Here is a 16,618-nt window from a genome sequence, read left to right as displayed (position 1 = left end):
GCCGGTGACCGACACCATTACCGCCGCTGCGGAGGGCTACACCGTCGATGACGACGATGACGACGACCCGGTACTGATTGCGCCCGACGGTGTCGCGGTAGACACCTGGCGGGAGAACTACCCGTACGACGAGCGGATGAGCCGTCACCAGTACGAGCTGGAGAAGCGGCTGCTGCAAATCGAGCTGCTCAAGCTTCAGAACTGGAGCAAGCGCACCGGCGCCCGGCACGTCATCCTCTTCGAGGGACGCGACGCCGCGGGCAAGGGTGGCACCATCAAGCGGTTCATGGAGCACCTCAACCCGCGCGGCGCCCGCGTGGTCGCGTTGGAGAAGCCCACCGAGCGGGAACGTACCCAGTGGTACTTCCAGCGGTACGTTCCGCACCTGCCCGCTGCCGGAGAGATGGTGTTCTTCGACCGGTCTTGGTATAACCGCGCCGGTGTCGAGCGGGTCATGGGATTTTGCACCGACGAGCAGCACTCCGAATTCATCCACCAGGCACCGCTTTTCGAGCAGATGCTGGTCAACGACGGCCTGAGCCTGACCAAGCTGTGGTTCTCGGTGTCGGCTGCCGAGCAGCGCACCCGCTTCGCCATTCGGCAGGTTGACCCCGTGCGTCAGTGGAAACTCTCCCCGATGGACCTGGCGTCCTTGGATAAGTGGGATGCCTACACCAAGGCCAAGGAAGAGATGTTCTCGCTCACCGACACCGATCACGCACCGTGGATCGTGGTGAAGAGCAACGACAAGAAGCGCGCTCGTGTGAACGCGATGCGCCATGTGCTGAGCAAGTTCGACTACGACGACAAGGATGTCGATGTTGTCGGTCAGGCCGATCCGCTGATCCTGGGGCGCGCGCTCACGGATTAGACCTTGATGTGTAGGCGGGGCCCAGGGGCCGTGCCATTACGATCTTCAGCATAGTAACGAGCATGCTGAAGTAGCCGCGGATGGCCTTGGTGGACAGTGCTATTGAGAAGACCGCAACATTCTGTCCGGTTTCAGAGACGGTGCCCAGAAACCGGTTTTTCAACCAATTCAGCGCGAGCGGTGCAGACAGCAGCATCAGGGTGATGTGTTCGCTGCAACCGTCGCGTACATAGTTGATTTGTCCGTCGGCTGCTCGATAACGCTCAACTTGAGCATCGACGTCGCGTACGTCGATGATCTGGTCATGTTGGGGGTGGAGGACGAGCGTCGGACACGCGGGTACGTGTTGACCCAACCGCACATCGTTGAAAACCTCCGCGATCTCGGGTTGAGTCATGAACTCTTCAAGGGGGATGTCGCAGTGCTTGTCGAAGTTCTGGTTGGCAAACCGGGCTCCCGCACGAATAGTGTCCAGTTGGCCAGCTGCGGTCAAGATTCGCTGCCCGGCGGTATTGATATGGGCGGCAATGCGCGAGTCCAATCCGGTGTAACAGCGCCGCAGGCTGGCGATACCGATTGCGGTCAGCCCGGAGTATTTGGTTCCGTTCAGTCGTAGTGACAGCTCGCCTGGGTCGCTGACCGGTGCGCCCAGTACTGCTCCGACCACTCCGAGTTCCGGCGCGTAGGTCGGCGCCATCTCGGCTGCCCACGAGCTGGCCATACCCCCGCCTGAATAGCCCCAAATGCCCACCGGTGAACTCCGGTTCAAACCCAGGGGCGCAAAGCTCAGTGCCGCGCGTGCTCCGTCCAGAACGCGGTAGCCAGGCTCCCGTGGTGCTACGAAGCGTCCATCTTGTCCCTCATGGTCGGAAATAGATACCACCCATCCTTGAGCAACTGCGTTGGCGATCAGGGGCCACTCGAACTGAGGTACCGCACCCAGCGCGCGAGAACGATGCCTCAGCGCATAGGAGGGGAAACACCGGTCGGCCACTGCGTCGATTGCGCATTGATAGGCCAGCAAGGGGTGCGGTGCCTGTGCATGAGTGCGGGCCGGCAGCACCACGGTGGTGACGGCGGCCTCTGGCCGCAAGTCCATGTTGTTGGTGCGGTAGAGCAACTGCCAGGCGTCCACGCGTTGCCTGATCTTGCCGAAAAGGGCCAAATCTACTCGGCGCCAACGTAGTACCGTGCCCTCCCGGACGCTCTGAAACCCTGTAGGCGGCCGATAGAACGGATCGTGACTCGGCAGCATGGGGGTTTGATCGCACGTTTCCCAGATCTGCCCTAGTGGCCTCGTTTGGCCGGACTCGCTTGCGTCGGTCGCGCCTGTAATCACCAAAGCCCCCTCGATATGGCTGCACACCTGCCAACACGCCTACACATACTGGTAGAGACGCCTCAAATGTAAGACAATAACTAGTAAATGTCGCACATACTAGGTGCTGACCCTGTCGCGTTATGTCTGTCGATACGCGGCCGTGTGAGCGCTTGCGCATCGCCTGCCTGGTGTCGACTCGACTAACCTGGGCTCGATGCGATTCTTGTTCGCGGTCCTGCTGTGGCTGCTGACCACCGCCGCGCTGGCCGTGACCATCACGGCTGCCTGGACTCAGTCCCGGATTGTCGATGAGAACGGCTACGTGGCACTCACGGCCCCGGCCGCCGCCGATCCTAGGGTGCAGCAGGCGATCGCGGAGGAGCTCACCACCGAGATCGTGTCGCTGAGCAAGAAGCAGGGATCACGGGTCAACGAGACTCAGGTGGCAGAACTGACGGCCTCGTACACCAGCGGGCCGCAGTTCCCGGCCGACTTCGCGTCGGTGAATCGGATGGCGCATCAGTGGTTGTTCACCAACTCAAGCTCGGCGCAGCGTGATTCGCAGGGTGGCTGGCAGATCGATGTGGCCCCGATGATCAAGAGCGTGGTGCCGCAAGGTCTTTCCGTCAAGGCGCCCGAGACGTTGAAGGTCTCAGTCACCGAGGACAAGTTGGCGGGTCTGACGCCGGGCCGGCTGGTTCCGGTGGCCCGTTTCGGCCAACTAGCGGTGTGGATTGCCTTCGGGCTCACGCTCATTTTGGCCGGCCTGACCCAGCTGGCAGTACGTAGCCGCGCAAAGGGCCTTGCCGGACTGGGTATTTCGGCCCTGCTGGTGGGTGCGGCGGGCTGGGCAGGGCTGGAGATCGGTCGGCGTTATCTGGAACGGCCACTGAGCCGCGTCACCGGCGATCTACGGGAGGTGGCCGACGGCGTGGTCACCGCGGCGGTGAGCAACGCGCACCACTGGCTGAGCCTCACGATGGCCGTGGGCGGGTTGGTGATCGTGATCGGTGTGGTGTCTGGATTGGTGGGCGGCCTGCTGCGTCGTTAGGCCGCGTGTGCGTCGCGGATGCGCTGCACGTCGTGCTCCACGCATCCGATACGTTCGGCGGCGTCCGTCACGGACAGCCGACGATCCAACAGGATGTCCAGCTCGGACGGCGAGAACTCTGGTTCGGCGTCCCACGGGGCGTGGTCCCATCCGTTCTCGCTCAACCCGATGAATAGGTTGTTTGTCATCGTGCACCTCACGGCATTGGGGCTCTCACTACCGGTCATCCGGAAATGCAGCTGAGCACTTCCGGAGCTGAAGGCCAGTACCTTCGCCAGCCAGGCAACTTTGCCGCGGCCAATAATTCAGTTAGTTATCACGCTAGCTCAGCTCACTTGATGGCAACAACCCGCGACGGTAACGGCTAGGTCTCGATTTCGGTAACAGGGCCCGACGCAAAAGGGCTTGCATGTCGACAACTGCATGTCTCTGAACTGGATGGATAGCTGACGCTATGCAGAGTGCTAGCTACAGTTAGCACCTTTGAGCTGCGGTTTTTGGTTGGCCAACCCCGGGTGCCCGCTGGCCGAAAAGGCGGCTGAGCAAACTGCAGGCGGGTCAGTGTGCCGCTACGTCGCGATTGGCTGGATTGGCAACGTGATGTACGAGACCGGCCTGGTCGGCACGTGGTGCGCATCACGTCAGGTGCACGGTCACCATGCTTTCACCGGCGGCGGCCCGGTCGATATCCGACTGGTTCAGGCTGCCGTCCGCGTTGCGGCGCACATCGTGGTACTTGGCATCACGCGGCACCCGGCGCAACAGTTCGGCCAGCGGCCCCGCGATCTGCGGCCCGGTGGACAGTTCCGCGGTGCCTTCCAGCCGCTTGCCGCGCACCAGTGCGGTGACCGGTCGGCCGCCGCGCAGATTCTTGGCCCAGGCCCGATCGGTGAAAACGGTGAGCACGTTGCCGTCGCGAACGTAGGTGGCGGCGACGTTGTACTCCTTGCCGCTCTTGCGCCCCGTGAAGGTGAACAGTGCGATATTGCCACTGAGCACGGGGTGTAGCGGACTGCGCAGGAGGCCCCTGACGATCTTGTTGACCCATGGTGGAACGGTGTTGGATTCGCTCATGCGGCAATCCTCCGCCGCCGAAGGCTCGACGGCATCGGGGATCGCCCTGAGATTTGGGCTCAGGGTGCCAGCTGACGCCAGAGAAATTCGATGGCCAGCGCCGCCTTGAACGCGGACTGCTCGTTGTTGGCCGCGCCGCCGTGCCCACCTTCGATGTTCTCGTAGTACCAGACCGGTTGCCCCGCCTCTTGCAGGGCCGCGGTCATCTTGCGTGCGTGCCCTGGGTGTACCCGATCGTCGCGGGTAGAGGTGGTCACCAGCACCGGGGGGTACTGCCGGGTGGTGGAAATATTCTGGTAGGGAGAATATTTCGAGATGAACTCCCAGTCTTCTGGGGCGTCGGGATCGCCGTACTCGGCAACCCAGGAGGCTCCGGCCAGCAGCAGGTGATAGCGCCGCATGTCCAGCAGCGGCACCTGACACACCAGGGCGCCGAACAGCTCGGGATAGGCCGTGAGCATGACGCCCATCAGCAGGCCCCCGTTGCTTCCGCCCTGGGCGCCCAGCTGCGCTGCGGTGGTGATGCCGCGCGCCACCAGGTCCCGTGCCACGGCGGCGAAATCCTCGTACACGAGGTGGCGGCCTTCGCGCATCGCTTGGGTGTGCCAGGCCGGCCCGTACTCGCCGCCGCCGCGAATGTTGGCCAGTACATATGTGCCGCCCCGGGAGAGCCACAGCCTGCCCAGAACGCCGTCGTACCCGGGCGTCCGGGCGACCTCAAAGCCGCCGTATCCACCGAGCAAGGTGGGTCCGGCTACGTCAGATCCTTTGGCGCGCACCACGAAATAGGGAATCGCCGTGCCGTCGTCGGATCGTGCGAAGTGTTGCGCCACCGCGAAGGAGTCGTCGTCGAAGAAAGATGGCGCCGATTTGATGGGTGCCACCGAGGCGCTGGTGGCACTTACTTGGCCGCGCAGCAGCGTTGACGGCTGCGTGAAACCCGAAGTGTCGAGGAATATCTCGTCGCCCAGGTCATCGATGGCGACGATCTGGGTGGTGGCATTGTCCGGAACGCCGGGCAGCGGCGCCCAGTGCCAGCTACCCGGGGTGAACACCACGATCTCACTGGCCACATCACGCAGGATCGCGACAGTGAGCCGGTCCCGGGTCCACGCGTAGTGGTGCAGACTCGCGTGCTCGTCGGGAACGAACACCGGGGTGAGAACACGGTCACCGGAAACGAAATCCTGGTACCGCGCGGCCAGCAACGTGCCCGCCGAGTATTCGGCGCCGCCAACTTCCCAGGGCGACTTGAGCTCGATGAGTAGCCACTCGCGGTGTACCGACGGGGAAGCGTCGGTGGGGATGTCGATGCGCCGTAGCTCGCCGTCGGCGGTCAACTCGTGCAGTTCGGAATTGAAGAAGTCGGTGGCGCGGCTGATCAGGGTGCGTTCGAACCCGGGGGTGTCGTCAAAGCTGGCACCCACCGTCACGTCCGAGGATTCGCCGCTGAACACCAGCTCGGCCTCATCGAGCGATTGCCCGCGCTTCCAGCGTTTGACCAGGCGGGGATATCCCGAATCGGTGAGGCTGTCCGGCCCGAAGTCGGTGCCCACGAACACCGTGTCCGCGTCGATCCACCCGATTTGTGTCTTGGCCTCGGGCAGATCGAATCCATCGGCGACGAACTGCCTTGTTTCCAGATCGAATTCGCGGACAACCACCGCGTCCGACCCGCCACGCGACAGGCTCACCAGCGCGCGGCGGAATTCGGGGCGCAGCACGGTGGCCCCGGCCCAGACCCAGTTCTCGTCTTCCGCGGCTGCCAGCGCGTCGACGTCGATGACGACATCCCACTCCGGTTCGTCCTGGAGGTATCGATCCAAAGTGGTTCGCCGCCAAAGACCGCGAGCGTTGTTGGCGTCGCGCCAGAAGTTGTAGAGGTACTGGCCCCGGCGGCGCACATACGGGATCTGCGCATCGGTGTCGAGGATCGCCAGCGCCTCGTCGCGCATCGCGTCGAAACGTGTGCCGGAAAACTCGCTGGTGGTGGTCGCGTTGTGACCGCGCACCCAGCTCAGCGGCTCGTCGCCGCCGATATCTTCAAGCCAGAGATATGGGTCAGGGGAGCGGCGCGCCGACGTCATTTGAGCAAGTGTGCCAGTGATCGCAGTATGGTCGAAGGTGGCCCGGGGGCGATCTAAAAGACCGAGCAGGAGCTTTCTCGTGATACCACTGCCACGCGCGCAAATTGTCGCTAGCGCGATGCTGCTGGGGATAGCAGTTGGATTAGGCGCCGGAATGTCGAGCGTCCTGGTCGCGCACGAGTCCGTACGGCCGGATCTGGTCATTGGCCTGATCGTGGCGGTGCCGAGCCTGATCGGGTTTCTGATCTTGATCGCGTCCACTCGCAAATGGATGACCGCGGTGGCGGCATTCATTTTGGCGATCGCTCCGGGGTGGTTTGGGATTCTGGCGGCGATACAGGTGATTCACGGTGTCTGACAAGAACGCGGAAAACACAGTCGAGAAGACGGGCGCAGAAGCAGAAGGCGTCACCACAGAGTTGGTGGACGATGTGGACCAGCCGAGCGTCGTCGAGGGTGACCTCGCCGATCCGTTGGCCGTGCCCATCGATGACGGCAAGGCCAGGGATGGCCTGGATACGGCCACGTTCACCGCGTTCTCTGCCTTCCGGGACGACGACGATCTTGTCCCTACCGGTCGTATCGACACCGATGCGCTGCCGCTGACCGAAGCGTTCGACGTCGGCAACGACCGCACCGGCGCGATACCGGCGGCCGTCGGCCGCTCACGAGCTGAAGCCATGACGCCCGACCCGTACACCGGTGCGGTACCTGTGCTTGGCGAGGAGTCGGCCAAGCCGATCCGGGTGCGCGCCGAGCGCGAGCCCGCCTTCTTGAAGCGCTGGGTGCTGTTGCTGATACTGCTGGGAACCTGGATTCCCGCCGGTGCGGTCGGATTGCTGCTCTATCAGAACTGGTTCGCGACGCTGCTGCCGCATGACCGGATCGTGGCGGTCGAGTACGTGTTGGCCTGGGTGTTCGCCTGCGTACTGGTCGCGCTGCTGCTGGCCATGTTCGAGCCCCGCCCGCTGATTGTCGCGTTGGCATTCGCGGTCTTGACGGCGCCCGCCATCTCGGTGGCTGCCGCGGGAGTCAAGTACGGCTACGTGGCGTGCACGGCCCCCTCGGTGCCCGGCGTCAAGTCGTTGTGTCCTGAGCCGCTGCGCAGTTGGGGCATCCAGTACCGAGACCGGGCGTAGTTTTCGCCCGCTTGGTTTTCATCCGCGCCCGGGGAGAGGGAGTTCACTCTCCCGTGCAATCTCCGCCCTACTAGTGTGGAGTTCGTGACTGCACACTATGACGTCGTCGTTCTCGGAGCCGGTCCCGGTGGTTATGTCGCGGCCATTCGCGCTGCCCAGCTGGGCTTGAAGACAGCCATCGTCGAGGAGAAGTATTGGGGCGGCGTGTGCCTCAATGTCGGGTGTATTCCCTCCAAGGCGCTGCTGCGAAACGCGGAGCTGGCCCACATCTTCACCAAGGAAGCCAAGACCTTCGGCATCAGCGGTGAGGCCACCTTTGATTTCGGTGCGGCATTCGATCGCAGCCGCAAGGTCGCCGAGGGTCGCGTGGCTGGTGTGCACTTCCTGATGAAGAAGAACAAGATCACCGAGTACGAGGGCGTCGGTACTTTCACCGACGCCAGCACCCTGACGGTCACGAAGGCCGACGGCGCCACCGAGACGTTGACCTTCACGAACGTGATCATTGCCACCGGCAGCAGTGTGCGGCTGGTACCGGGGACCTCGCTATCGGAGAACGTGGTCACCTACGAGAAGCAGATCCTCAGCCGTGAGCTGCCCGGCTCGATCATCATCGCCGGCGCGGGCGCCATTGGTATGGAGTTCGCCTACGTGCTCAAGAACTACGGCGTCGACGTCACCATCGTGGAGTTCCTGCCACGGGCCCTGCCCAACGAGGACGCCGAGGTGTCCAAGGAGATCGAGAAGCAGTACAAGAAGCTGGGCGTCAAAATCCTCACCGGTACCAAGGTCGAGTCGATTACCGATAGCGGTTCACAGGTGACGGTCAAGGTGAGCAAGGACGGGCAGGAAACCGAGCTCGTCGCGGATAAGGTGTTGCAGGCCATCGGGTTCGCGCCGAACGTCGAGGGCTTCGGTTTGGAGAACACCGGGGTGGCGCTGACCGACCGTGGGGCGATCGCCATCGACGAGCGGATGCGCACCAATGTGCCGCACATCTACGCGATTGGCGATGTGACCTCCAAGCTGCAACTGGCGCACGTCGCCGAGGCGCAGGCCGTGGTTGCCGCAGAAACCATCGCCGGTGCAGAGACTTTGGAACTTGGCGACTACCGGATGATGCCCCGGGCCACGTTCTGCCAGCCGCAGGTGGCCAGCTTCGGGCTCACCGAGGAACAGGCCCGTGCCGAGGGATACGACGTCAAGGTCGCCAAGTTCCCCTTCACCGCGAACGGAAAGGCGCACGGTCTCGCCGATCCGACCGGTTTCGTCAAGCTGATCGCGGACGCCAAGTACGGCGAGCTGATCGGCGGACATCTGATCGGCCCCGATGTCTCCGAGCTGTTGCCTGAGCTCACGCTGGCACAGAAGTGGGATCTGACCGTCAACGAATTGACCCGCAACGTGCACACGCACCCCACGTTGTCCGAGGCGCTGCAGGAAGCGTTCCACGGCCTCGCGGGCCACATGATCAACTTCTAGTTGTTGGCCCCAGACACGTAGTGCCTACCCCGCCATGGTGCGTGCACTACGTGTCTGCCGGTGGGCTGAGATCAGATCGCTTGTAACCGTTGACCGGATGCGTGTCTGCGCATAGCTTCGCGCCATGTCCACCACAGACGAACTGCTGAAGAATGCGCAGGCCTACGCGGCCAGCTTCGACAAGGGCGCGCTGCCGCTGCCTCCGGGCCGCAAGGTGGCCGTCGTCGCGTGCATGGACGCTCGGCTGAATCCGTATGGGCTGCTGGGCCTTACCGAGGGCGACGCGCATGTCATCCGCAACGCGGGCGGAGTGATCACCGAGGACGAGATCCGGTCGCTGGCCATCTCGCAGCGGCTGTTGGGTACCGAGGAGATCATCCTCATCCACCACACCGATTGCGGAATGCTGACCTTCACCGACGACGGGTTCAAGCGGGCGATTCAGGACGAGATCGGCATCAAGCCCGCCTGGTCTGCGGAAGCCTTCACCGATCTGGACGAAGATGTGCGGCAATCCCTCGCGCGGATCACGGCTGACCCGTTCATACCGCGCAAGAGCAGCGTGCGCGGCTTTGTGTACGACGTCACCGACGGAACATTGCGTGAGGTCACGGCGGCACCGTAGCGCTCAGGCGAGCAGGGCGGGTGTGCGCACCGGCGCGGGCCACGGCAAGCCCAGATGCTCGCGCAGGGTCGACCCCGTGTACTCCGCGCGGAAAAGCCCGCGGCGCACCAGGATGGGTACCACATGCTCGGTGAACAGTTCGAACTGTCCGGGCAATCCGGAGGTGCTCAGAATGAAGCCGTCGGCCGCTTCCTCGGTGAACCACGACTCGATCTGATCGGCTACCTGGTCAGCGGAACCGACAAACCGGGTGCCGAAGGCGTTCAGCGTGCGGTAGAGGAACTCGCGGACTGTCGGGTTACCCACGGTGGCAAGGTGTTTGTACCCAGCCAGGGCTGTCTGGTGGGTTTCGGTGCTATCCGGGAACGCCGCTGCGGGCACCGGTCCGTCCAGGTCGGCCCCGACGACGTCGACGTCAACTTCGAGTAGCCACCCGGCTTGATACTCGGGGATGAAGTGTTCATAGACGGTGCTTTCCGCGGCAAGTGCCTCGGCCTCGGTGGATCCGACGACCACGCCGAGTGAGGGAGTGATCAGAGGACCGAAGGCTCGTCCGGCGGTGCGGGCCTCGCGACCGAGCTGCCGGTAGAAGTTCTTGGCGCGGTCGATATCGGTTTGTCCGGTAAAGACCACCTCGGCGTGTTTGGCGGCGAAGCCCCTACCCGTGGTTGAGGACCCCGCCTGAAAGATCACCGGCTGGCCTTGGCGAGACGGTGTGACGCCGAGCGGCCCCTTGACCTTGTGGAACTCTCCGTCGTGGTTGGTGACGTGAATTTTGTTGACATCGCTGTAGATTCCCGTCTCGCGATCCTCAACGACGGTGTCCGGGTCCAGGGAATGCCACAGCGCCTTCACCACCTGTAGGGTTTCCTCGGCCAGTCGATAGCGTTCGTCGTGCGGAAGAAAGCCCCGCTCGCCGAAGTTGGCGGCGGCGGCCTGCGCGAAGCTGGTCACCAGGTTCCATCCGGCGCGCCCAGCGCTCAGATGGTCGAGCGATAACAGTTGGCGGGCCAGATGATACGGCGGCTGAAAGGTTGACGAGCCGGTGACCACCAACCCCAGCCGGTCGGTGACCGCGGCCAGATATGAGGTGGCCGTGAGCGGTTCGAAGTCTTCTGTGGATTTGTGCGCCCAGGTTGCCTCCGGGCCAAAGTTGAGGCCGTCGGCGAAGAAGATGGCGTCGAACTTGGCCGCTTCGGCCGCCTTCGCGGTGGCGACCAAGGTGTTCAGCTGGTTGGCCGGGCCGTTCCGCACCCCGGGTAGTCGCCAGGCGCCGCCCGCGCGCACGTTACCGAAGGCAAGTAGGTGAAGTTGGCGATCGCTCGTCGATGGCACTGCGGACTCCTAGAAGTTTGTACCGGCGAATGGCTTTGTGCTGGTGGAAAAGAGCGCGTCGGCGGCATCGATCGCGCCCGGCGACTGCGCGGTTACCAGGCCAGCGCGCCGTAGCCCGGTCCAGGTGTTGCCCCCCAGATAGATCGATCCGAGAGCGGCGACATCCACCGACAGGTCAGGAGTGTGCTGGGTGCGCCGCACCTTGTCGGAGCTGACGGAGAACCGCGCGGCGTTGTGCGGGAGCAAGGTGTCGTGTACCTCGATCACCACGGGCGCACTGTCCGCGTAGGTACGGGCCGCCAACGCGGCCTCGACATCAACCAGCCGCAGCCACGTCTCGTCCCGGATACCGGAGACCGTCACCGCACGGGGGTCGGCCACGAGCTGGGGAAGCGGGTCGTCGATGGGGCGTGGGCCGAATTCGATGATGTCCACCAGGTCCAGGTCGAGTAGATGTCCGACCAGTGCCCGATATGCGTGATCACTATGTGCGACAAGATCATCGACGAATATGGTGCGCGCGCTGCTGGCAAACCATTCGTCCGTGTCCTGCGGGCGGTACGTTACGTAACCATCCGGGTGTGTGACGACGTAAGGCTTGCCGGGGTGCGCGGCATCGAACAGCTCATGAAACCGCCACCACTGCGGCGGGCGTGCGACCGCTCCGGTCCACGCGGCCCTTTCATAGATCGAGGCGAGTTGTTGGGGCGATGCCCCCGCATCGAGCAGGGTGACATCTCCGGAGTCGACGGGGTTCAGTGGCGCCGCGCGCCGCCGCTGAACGCGGTAGGTGGCAGTGCTGGTGGCTATCCCGTAGCCGAAGCGGCGGTAGATCACCGCTTCGGATGCCCGCAGGCTGGCGACAATCTCGCCGCGCCCGGCGATATCGGTGAGCTGCCGGGTGATCAGTGAGGTGAGGATGCCACGCCGGGTATGTGTAGGTAGCACCCCGATATGCGTGACCGCCGCGTGTGGAACCCGCGTTCCGCCGGGAACCGTGAGCCAGCTGGTGTACGAGTCCGCGCCGCCGACCAGTTCTGCGCGCTCAAACGCGCCCACATATCGCCCGGCTTCCAACAATTCGTCCACCGGGACATCGCCCAGCGGCGGCAATCCGACCATGGCGCGCCAGAACACCGTGAAGGCCCGCTCGCGCTCCGCGTCGGTCTGCAGGGAACGGATATCTGTCACGGCTTCTTGCCCTGTGTCGTGTCGGCGAGACGCCCCAGGCCGTTGAGGCTGCGCGGTGAGGGCCATTCGTCGGTCAGCAGGTGCCGTCCGATCTCGCGCTGACGGTACGGCAGCGGGTCATGCGTGGTGTGCGTGCGCGCATTGCGCCAATAGATGTCCAAACCAACGGAGTTGGCGGTCGACCGGGCGCCGGTGGCCTGATAGATGTTGTGCGTCACGTCCAGGGACACCTCGGTGGCGACGGATTTGGCTTGATCCACCCGGATTGCCAGCGCACCCCATTGGGCCTCGGTCGGCGCGTGGCCCCATGCCAGTGCTTCTTCGAATTCCCTTGTGACGGAATCGGCCAGGGCGATGCCCGCGGCGACTCCTGCCGATAGGCGGCCCAGCAGCTGCTGATGGTACGGGTCGTCCGTCACGTCGGTGGAGTGTGCCTCTGGCCAGGGCCGGCCCTTGTCTCGTATATAGGCCACGCCTGCGGCGAGCGCGCCATCGGCGATGCCCAGGTACAGATGCACGAAGATCAGTTGGCTGAACAATGCGCGCAGGCCGTCGCGACGTTCGCGCGATCCGTCGGCTCCCGAGTACTCATCCAGGCCGGTCAGCACCTCGTCGTGGCGCAGCAGAACGTTATCGAATTCCACACTGCCGCTTGCGGTAAGCCGCTGTCCCAGATTGTCCCAGTCATCGTTGAATCGCAATCCGTCCCGGTCGCCGGGGATGATCGCGTTGATGGGCTCCGTCTCATAGAGCAGGACCGTGATCAGGTCGGCAATCGCGACCCCGGTGGCGAAGGTCCGTTTGCCGTTGACCCGGTAGCCTTCGTCGGTCCGGGTCACTGTGATGCCCGGGTCACGTGGATTGCTGACACTGCCCTGGAACCATCCGTGCTCGCCCACGCCACGTGCGATGTATTCGCGCTGTGCGGCTGACCCGAGAATGTAGGTCCATACTCCGTTGGAGTAGTGATAGACCAATAGCTGCCCGATCGATCCGTCGGCCGCCGCGATGATGCGGCTCAGTTGCAGCGCCTGCGTCAGACTCCCTCCAGCGCCGCCGAATTCGCGCGCGGTGGTGAAGGAAAGCAGGCCGTTGCGGCGCAGCAGCTCAATCTCGGCCAGGGGGTTCTGGTTGGCGCGGTCGCGGATCAGCGCGGTGGCCGCCAGGTCGTCGGCGACGCGTTGGGCGACTTCTTTCCACGCGGAGAACTCGGTGTCGCTGACTGTCTGATAGGCAAGAACGGGCGAGGTGGTGGCGGCAGTCATTTGACGAGAGCTCCTGTGTCAGCGGGATCGGGTACGGGTTCGGATGAGGGTTCTTCGTGGAGGACTTCGAGAATGCCGAGTTCGGCCAGCCGCTCTTTTTCTGATTCGGAAAGCGTTTGGATGGAGCCGATCCGGGCTGCGACTTCGGGATGCCGGGCGCGCAGGTACCAGTAGCGCAGCAGTCCGGCGAGCAGAATCGCGCCGAAGATGAGCGGCAGGATGTTGAACGGGAACTCGGGGACCGGATAGAAATTACTGAAGATCACGTACCCGATGGCCAGGGTGGCCGCGGTCGATACTGCCAGCCGGGCCGGGGTGAGTGCCTTGATGCGGTACAACCAGATGGGTGTGGCTACCACGACGAGCAGATAGCTGATCAGAAATCCCCAGTTGGCCACGTAGTTTCCGTAGACATCGAATACCAGGCGGCCGACCGAGCTGAGTGTGGCGGTGACGGAGAATGCCGTCGCGATGATCCCGATGAGGAAGATCCCGGCGACAGGGGTCTTGTAGGACGGGTGCACCCGAGTGAGTGCTGCCGGCAGTGCGCCCTCGTGGGCCAGCGTGAACAGGCCCCGGGCGGCCGAGTTGATCACCGCGGTGACGAACACGATGAATGCGATGGTCACCGCGAGGCTTATTGGGTAGATGGCCCATGCGACACCGGAGTTCGTGGCGACCTGCGGCAGGATTGCGCTGTCGCCGTCGATGTTTCGGAATTGCAGAATCTGTGGGTAGGTGGCCAGGATGTACAGCACGCCGATGATCAGGACGACACGCAACAGTGACCGGGCGATCGTGCGGTGCGCGTCCCGGGACTCGGCACCAAGGGACGCCACGCTCTCGAATCCCGCGTAGGCGCCCACCGCGGTGACGGCCGCGATGAAGGTGGTGCTGTTGCCCAGGTTGCTCAGTGCCCACTGCTCGGTATCGATGCGCCAGCCGTAGCTGATGTATGAGGCCACGATGATGATGAGAATCAGTGCGGTGGCGATGATTTCGAAGATGAGCTCGTACTTGGCCGAGATGGATACCCCGCGATAGGGGAGGTACACGGCTAGCGCGACCACCGCCGCGACCAAGATGAGCTTGAACCATGTTGCCTCGGAATGGATGCCGAGGGATTCAAGGAATGATTCGAAATACAGCACGCCGCCCAGCGTTCCGGTGGTGGCGAATCCGATGTACCCGATGAGCAGGCTGAGGCCCGCCGCGTACGCGGCGCCTGGGCCCAGTCCGTTGCCGGCGTATGTGCCCAGCGAGCCCGATGAAACCGTCCGCTTGGCCTGAAAGCTGATGGTGGTGGCGATCAACACGACCGCTACCAGGCCGATCACCGCCGACCAGGCCGCGCCTTTCCCGGCGGCCACGAACAGGGAAAACGGCACCGTCGCGACCGCGACACTGGGGGCTGCCGCCGCGAGGCCCTGCGCGAAGACTCCCCAAGAACCGACGGCGTCGCGTTGGAGCCCATGGGAGTCGGCAGTCTGCAGAGAGCGGCCGTTGACGGTGAGATTTCGGGTTGGAGCGGACATGCGGCGATACCTTCACTTGGCGGGGTGGGCTGAAACCGGCAGCGCGCAAAGGAAATTGCGCGCCTACCTACAGTCCTGGGCCAAGCGCATGGACTGATGGTGCGGTGGCATCAAGAACGTGTCAACGGCACAACTGGTGGCGTGGTCGGTACCTGCGACGACTTTGGTGGCGTCCTGCGCCGAATCTGTCACTTGACCTGGAGTTGACTCCAGGTTCTACCGTGGCTCTGTGAGCACCAGTGAGCCGCAGAACGGCTTCCCCATCTCGCACGTCGCCCAACAAACCGGACTGTCGATCGACGCGCTGCGCTGGTTCGAACGCGAGGGCCTGTTTCCGCGGGTGCCGCGTGACGGAGGTGGCCGACGTCGATTCAGTGACGGCGACATCGAACGCGTTCAGCTGATGTTGCGGTTGCGCCGTACCGGCATGCCCGTACGCGATATGCGGCGGTTCATCGAGCTGCTGGCGGGCGGCGAGGAAACGCATGCCGAACGCTTGGAGCTGCTTTTCGCCCAGCGCGTCCGGATTCTGGCCGCCATGGAGCGGCTCACCGAAGATCTCAGCGTGGTCGATTTCAAGGTCGCGCACTACACGGAGTCGGTCAACGGTGCCTCGGCTCAACCCGCCGGCGGAAAGAAGAAGAACTGATATGAAATACACGCGGCTCGGCGAGTTGTCGGTGTCACGGATCGGCCTGGGTGCCATGTCCATGTCGGCGTATTACCGTGCGATCGGTACCGACAGTGGGCCGGACGAAACGACCTCGATCCACACACTCCAGCGTGCGTTGGATCGGGGCATCAGCTTGATCGATACCGCCGAGATCTACGGCCCCTTCGTCAATGAAGAGCTCGTCGGTAAGGCCATCGCGGGCCGGCGTGACGAGGTCGTCCTCGCCACCAAATTCGGATTGGTATCCCATGGCAAGGGCGGGCCGCAAGTCCTCGACAGCACCCCTGCCAACATCACGACGGCCGTCGAAGGATCGCTGCGGCGACTCGGCGTCGACCACGTCGATTTGTACTACCAGCACCGTGTCGACCCGAACGTTCCCGTCGAGGACACCATCGGAGCGGTGGCCGAGTTGGTGCGGCAAGGGAAGGTTCGGTACATCGGGCTGTCGGAGGCTTCGGCCGGGACGGTTCGCCGGGCGCATGCTGTTCATCCGATCACTGCGCTGCAGAGCGAGTATTCGTTGTGGACCCGCGATATCGAGGACGAGATCTTGCCGACTGTCCGGGAGCTGGGCATCGGCCTGGTCGCGTACTCGCCGCTTGGCCGCGGCTTTCTCACCGGTGCCATCGGTTCGCGAGACCAACTGGCCGAGGATGATTTCCGTAAAGAACAGCCACGGTTCAGCGCAGAGAACTTCGACGCGAATCTGGCGCTGGTCGCAGAGGTTCGCGCGGTGGCCTCCTCGATCGGGGCGACCAGCGCACAGGTAGCGCTGGCATGGCTGCTCGCTCGTGGTGACGACGTTGTGCCGATACCGGGGACCACGAAGGCCTCGCGTGTCGACGAGAACGCCGACGCGGTGGATATCGAATTGCTACCGGAGCACCTGGCGCGTCTGGAGAGTCTTACGCCGGCGACGGGGGAGCGGTACAGCGCCGAACATCTCGCCCGCCTGGACTGAGCTGG

16 protein-coding genes and 1 pseudogene are annotated in these 16,618 nt (G+C 63.8%); 9 read left to right on the top strand and 8 right to left on the bottom strand.

Annotated features, from left to right (window positions below; all coding sequences use genetic code 11):
* Positions 1 to 4 precede the first annotated feature (4 nt).
* Positions 5 to 871 carry a polyphosphate kinase 2 gene (gene ppk2, locus ABG82_RS23535; RefSeq protein WP_043076704.1) on the top strand — a complete coding sequence of 289 codons (867 nt, stop codon included), beginning with the start codon at positions 5 to 7 and terminating at the stop codon, positions 869 to 871.
* On the opposite strand, the gene ABG82_RS23530 is transcribed toward ppk2, so the two are convergent.
* On the bottom strand, positions 861 to 1,970 hold the full coding sequence (locus ABG82_RS23530; RefSeq protein ID WP_234707988.1) for a lipase family protein: 1,110 nt from the start codon (positions 1,968 to 1,970) through the stop codon (positions 861 to 863). The genes ppk2 and ABG82_RS23530 overlap by 11 nt on opposite strands.
* A gap of 436 nt (positions 1,971 to 2,406) precedes the next feature.
* Between ABG82_RS23530 and ABG82_RS23525 the strand changes: the two genes are divergently transcribed.
* Positions 2,407 to 3,243, top strand: a complete 837-nt coding sequence (locus ABG82_RS23525; RefSeq protein WP_043076703.1) for a hypothetical protein — start codon at positions 2,407 to 2,409, stop codon at positions 3,241 to 3,243.
* Here ABG82_RS23525 and ABG82_RS23520 read toward each other — a convergent pair.
* The 3 genes from ABG82_RS23520 to ABG82_RS23510 form a co-directional block, all read right to left on the bottom strand.
* Positions 3,240 to 3,431 carry a hypothetical protein gene (locus ABG82_RS23520; RefSeq protein ID WP_043076702.1) on the bottom strand — a complete coding sequence of 64 codons (192 nt, stop codon included), beginning with the start codon at positions 3,429 to 3,431 and terminating at the stop codon, positions 3,240 to 3,242. The two genes, ABG82_RS23525 and ABG82_RS23520, sit on opposite strands and share 4 nt — an antisense overlap.
* A gap of 448 nt (positions 3,432 to 3,879) precedes the next feature.
* Positions 3,880 to 4,317, bottom strand: coding sequence for a PNPOx family protein (locus ABG82_RS23515; RefSeq protein ID WP_043076701.1), 438 nt, complete (start codon positions 4,315 to 4,317; stop codon positions 3,880 to 3,882).
* Between the two features lie 59 nt (positions 4,318 to 4,376).
* Positions 4,377 to 6,404, bottom strand: coding sequence for a prolyl oligopeptidase family serine peptidase (locus tag ABG82_RS23510; RefSeq protein ID WP_043076700.1), 2,028 nt, complete (start codon positions 6,402 to 6,404; stop codon positions 4,377 to 4,379).
* 79 nt (positions 6,405 to 6,483) lie between these two features.
* Here ABG82_RS23510 and ABG82_RS23505 point away from each other — a divergent pair, with 79 nt between their 5' ends.
* The 4 genes from ABG82_RS23505 to ABG82_RS23490 all read left to right on the top strand — a co-directional run bounded on the left by ABG82_RS23505 (position 6,484) and on the right by ABG82_RS23490 (position 9,650).
* A complete protein-coding gene (locus tag ABG82_RS23505) occupies positions 6,484 to 6,762 on the top strand; it encodes a putative holin (RefSeq protein WP_078343653.1) in 279 nt (92 codons plus the stop codon).
* Positions 6,755 to 7,543: a hypothetical protein gene (locus tag ABG82_RS23500; protein WP_043076698.1), complete on the top strand. Its 789-nt coding sequence runs from the start codon at positions 6,755 to 6,757 to the stop codon at positions 7,541 to 7,543. The genes ABG82_RS23505 and ABG82_RS23500 overlap by 8 nt, the downstream gene beginning before the upstream one ends.
* 84 nt (positions 7,544 to 7,627) lie before the next feature.
* Complete coding sequence (lpdA, locus tag ABG82_RS23495; RefSeq protein ID WP_043076858.1) at positions 7,628 to 9,025, top strand: dihydrolipoyl dehydrogenase; 1,398 nt, start codon at positions 7,628 to 7,630, stop codon at positions 9,023 to 9,025.
* Positions 9,026 to 9,149: 124 nt separating this feature from the next.
* Positions 9,150 to 9,650 (top strand): beta-class carbonic anhydrase, encoded by a 501-nt coding sequence (locus tag ABG82_RS23490; RefSeq protein WP_043076697.1) that lies wholly within the window; start codon positions 9,150 to 9,152, stop codon positions 9,648 to 9,650.
* 3 nt (positions 9,651 to 9,653) lie between these two features.
* Here ABG82_RS23490 and ABG82_RS23485 read toward each other — a convergent pair whose 3' ends face one another.
* The 4 genes from ABG82_RS23485 to ABG82_RS23470 are packed head-to-tail and all read right to left on the bottom strand — an operon-like array spanning position 9,654 to position 14,976.
* Entirely contained in the window at positions 9,654 to 10,985 is a 1,332-nt protein-coding gene (locus ABG82_RS23485) for an NtaA/DmoA family FMN-dependent monooxygenase (RefSeq protein WP_043076696.1), read from the bottom strand.
* Between the two features lie 9 nt (positions 10,986 to 10,994).
* The gene (locus tag ABG82_RS23480) at positions 10,995 to 12,176 is read right to left on the bottom strand and encodes a GNAT family N-acetyltransferase (protein ID WP_043076695.1); all 1,182 of its coding nucleotides are present in this window, start codon (positions 12,174 to 12,176) and stop codon (positions 10,995 to 10,997) included.
* Positions 12,173 to 13,441 (bottom strand): acyl-CoA dehydrogenase family protein, encoded by a 1,269-nt coding sequence (locus ABG82_RS23475; protein WP_043076694.1) that lies wholly within the window; start codon positions 13,439 to 13,441, stop codon positions 12,173 to 12,175. The genes ABG82_RS23480 and ABG82_RS23475 overlap by 4 nt, the downstream gene beginning before the upstream one ends.
* On the bottom strand, positions 13,438 to 14,976 hold the full coding sequence (locus tag ABG82_RS23470) for an APC family permease (protein WP_043076693.1): 1,539 nt from the start codon (positions 14,974 to 14,976) through the stop codon (positions 13,438 to 13,440). The genes ABG82_RS23475 and ABG82_RS23470 overlap by 4 nt, the downstream gene beginning before the upstream one ends.
* Positions 14,977 to 14,992: 16 nt before the next feature.
* On the opposite strand from ABG82_RS23470, the pseudogene ABG82_RS29270 reads away from it, so the two are divergent.
* The 3 genes and pseudogenes from ABG82_RS29270 (at position 14,993) to ABG82_RS23460 (ending at position 16,613) form a co-directional block, all read left to right on the top strand.
* A pseudogene (locus ABG82_RS29270) lies at positions 14,993 to 15,172 on the top strand (hypothetical protein).
* 33 nt (positions 15,173 to 15,205) lie between these two features.
* Entirely contained in the window at positions 15,206 to 15,625 is a 420-nt protein-coding gene (locus ABG82_RS23465; protein WP_043076692.1) for a MerR family transcriptional regulator, read from the top strand.
* 1 nt (position 15,626) lies between these two features.
* Positions 15,627 to 16,613: an aldo/keto reductase gene (locus ABG82_RS23460; RefSeq protein ID WP_043076691.1), complete on the top strand. Its 987-nt coding sequence runs from the start codon at positions 15,627 to 15,629 to the stop codon at positions 16,611 to 16,613.
* Positions 16,614 to 16,618 lie beyond the last annotated feature (5 nt).

Origin of the sequence: Mycobacteroides immunogenum, from assembly GCF_001605725.1 — a bacterium.
Lineage (GTDB): Bacteria > Actinomycetota > Actinomycetes > Mycobacteriales > Mycobacteriaceae > Mycobacterium > Mycobacterium immunogenum.
Note: the sequence above shows the minus strand (reverse complement) of the source record. Positions and strands in the feature narration are given on the sequence as shown.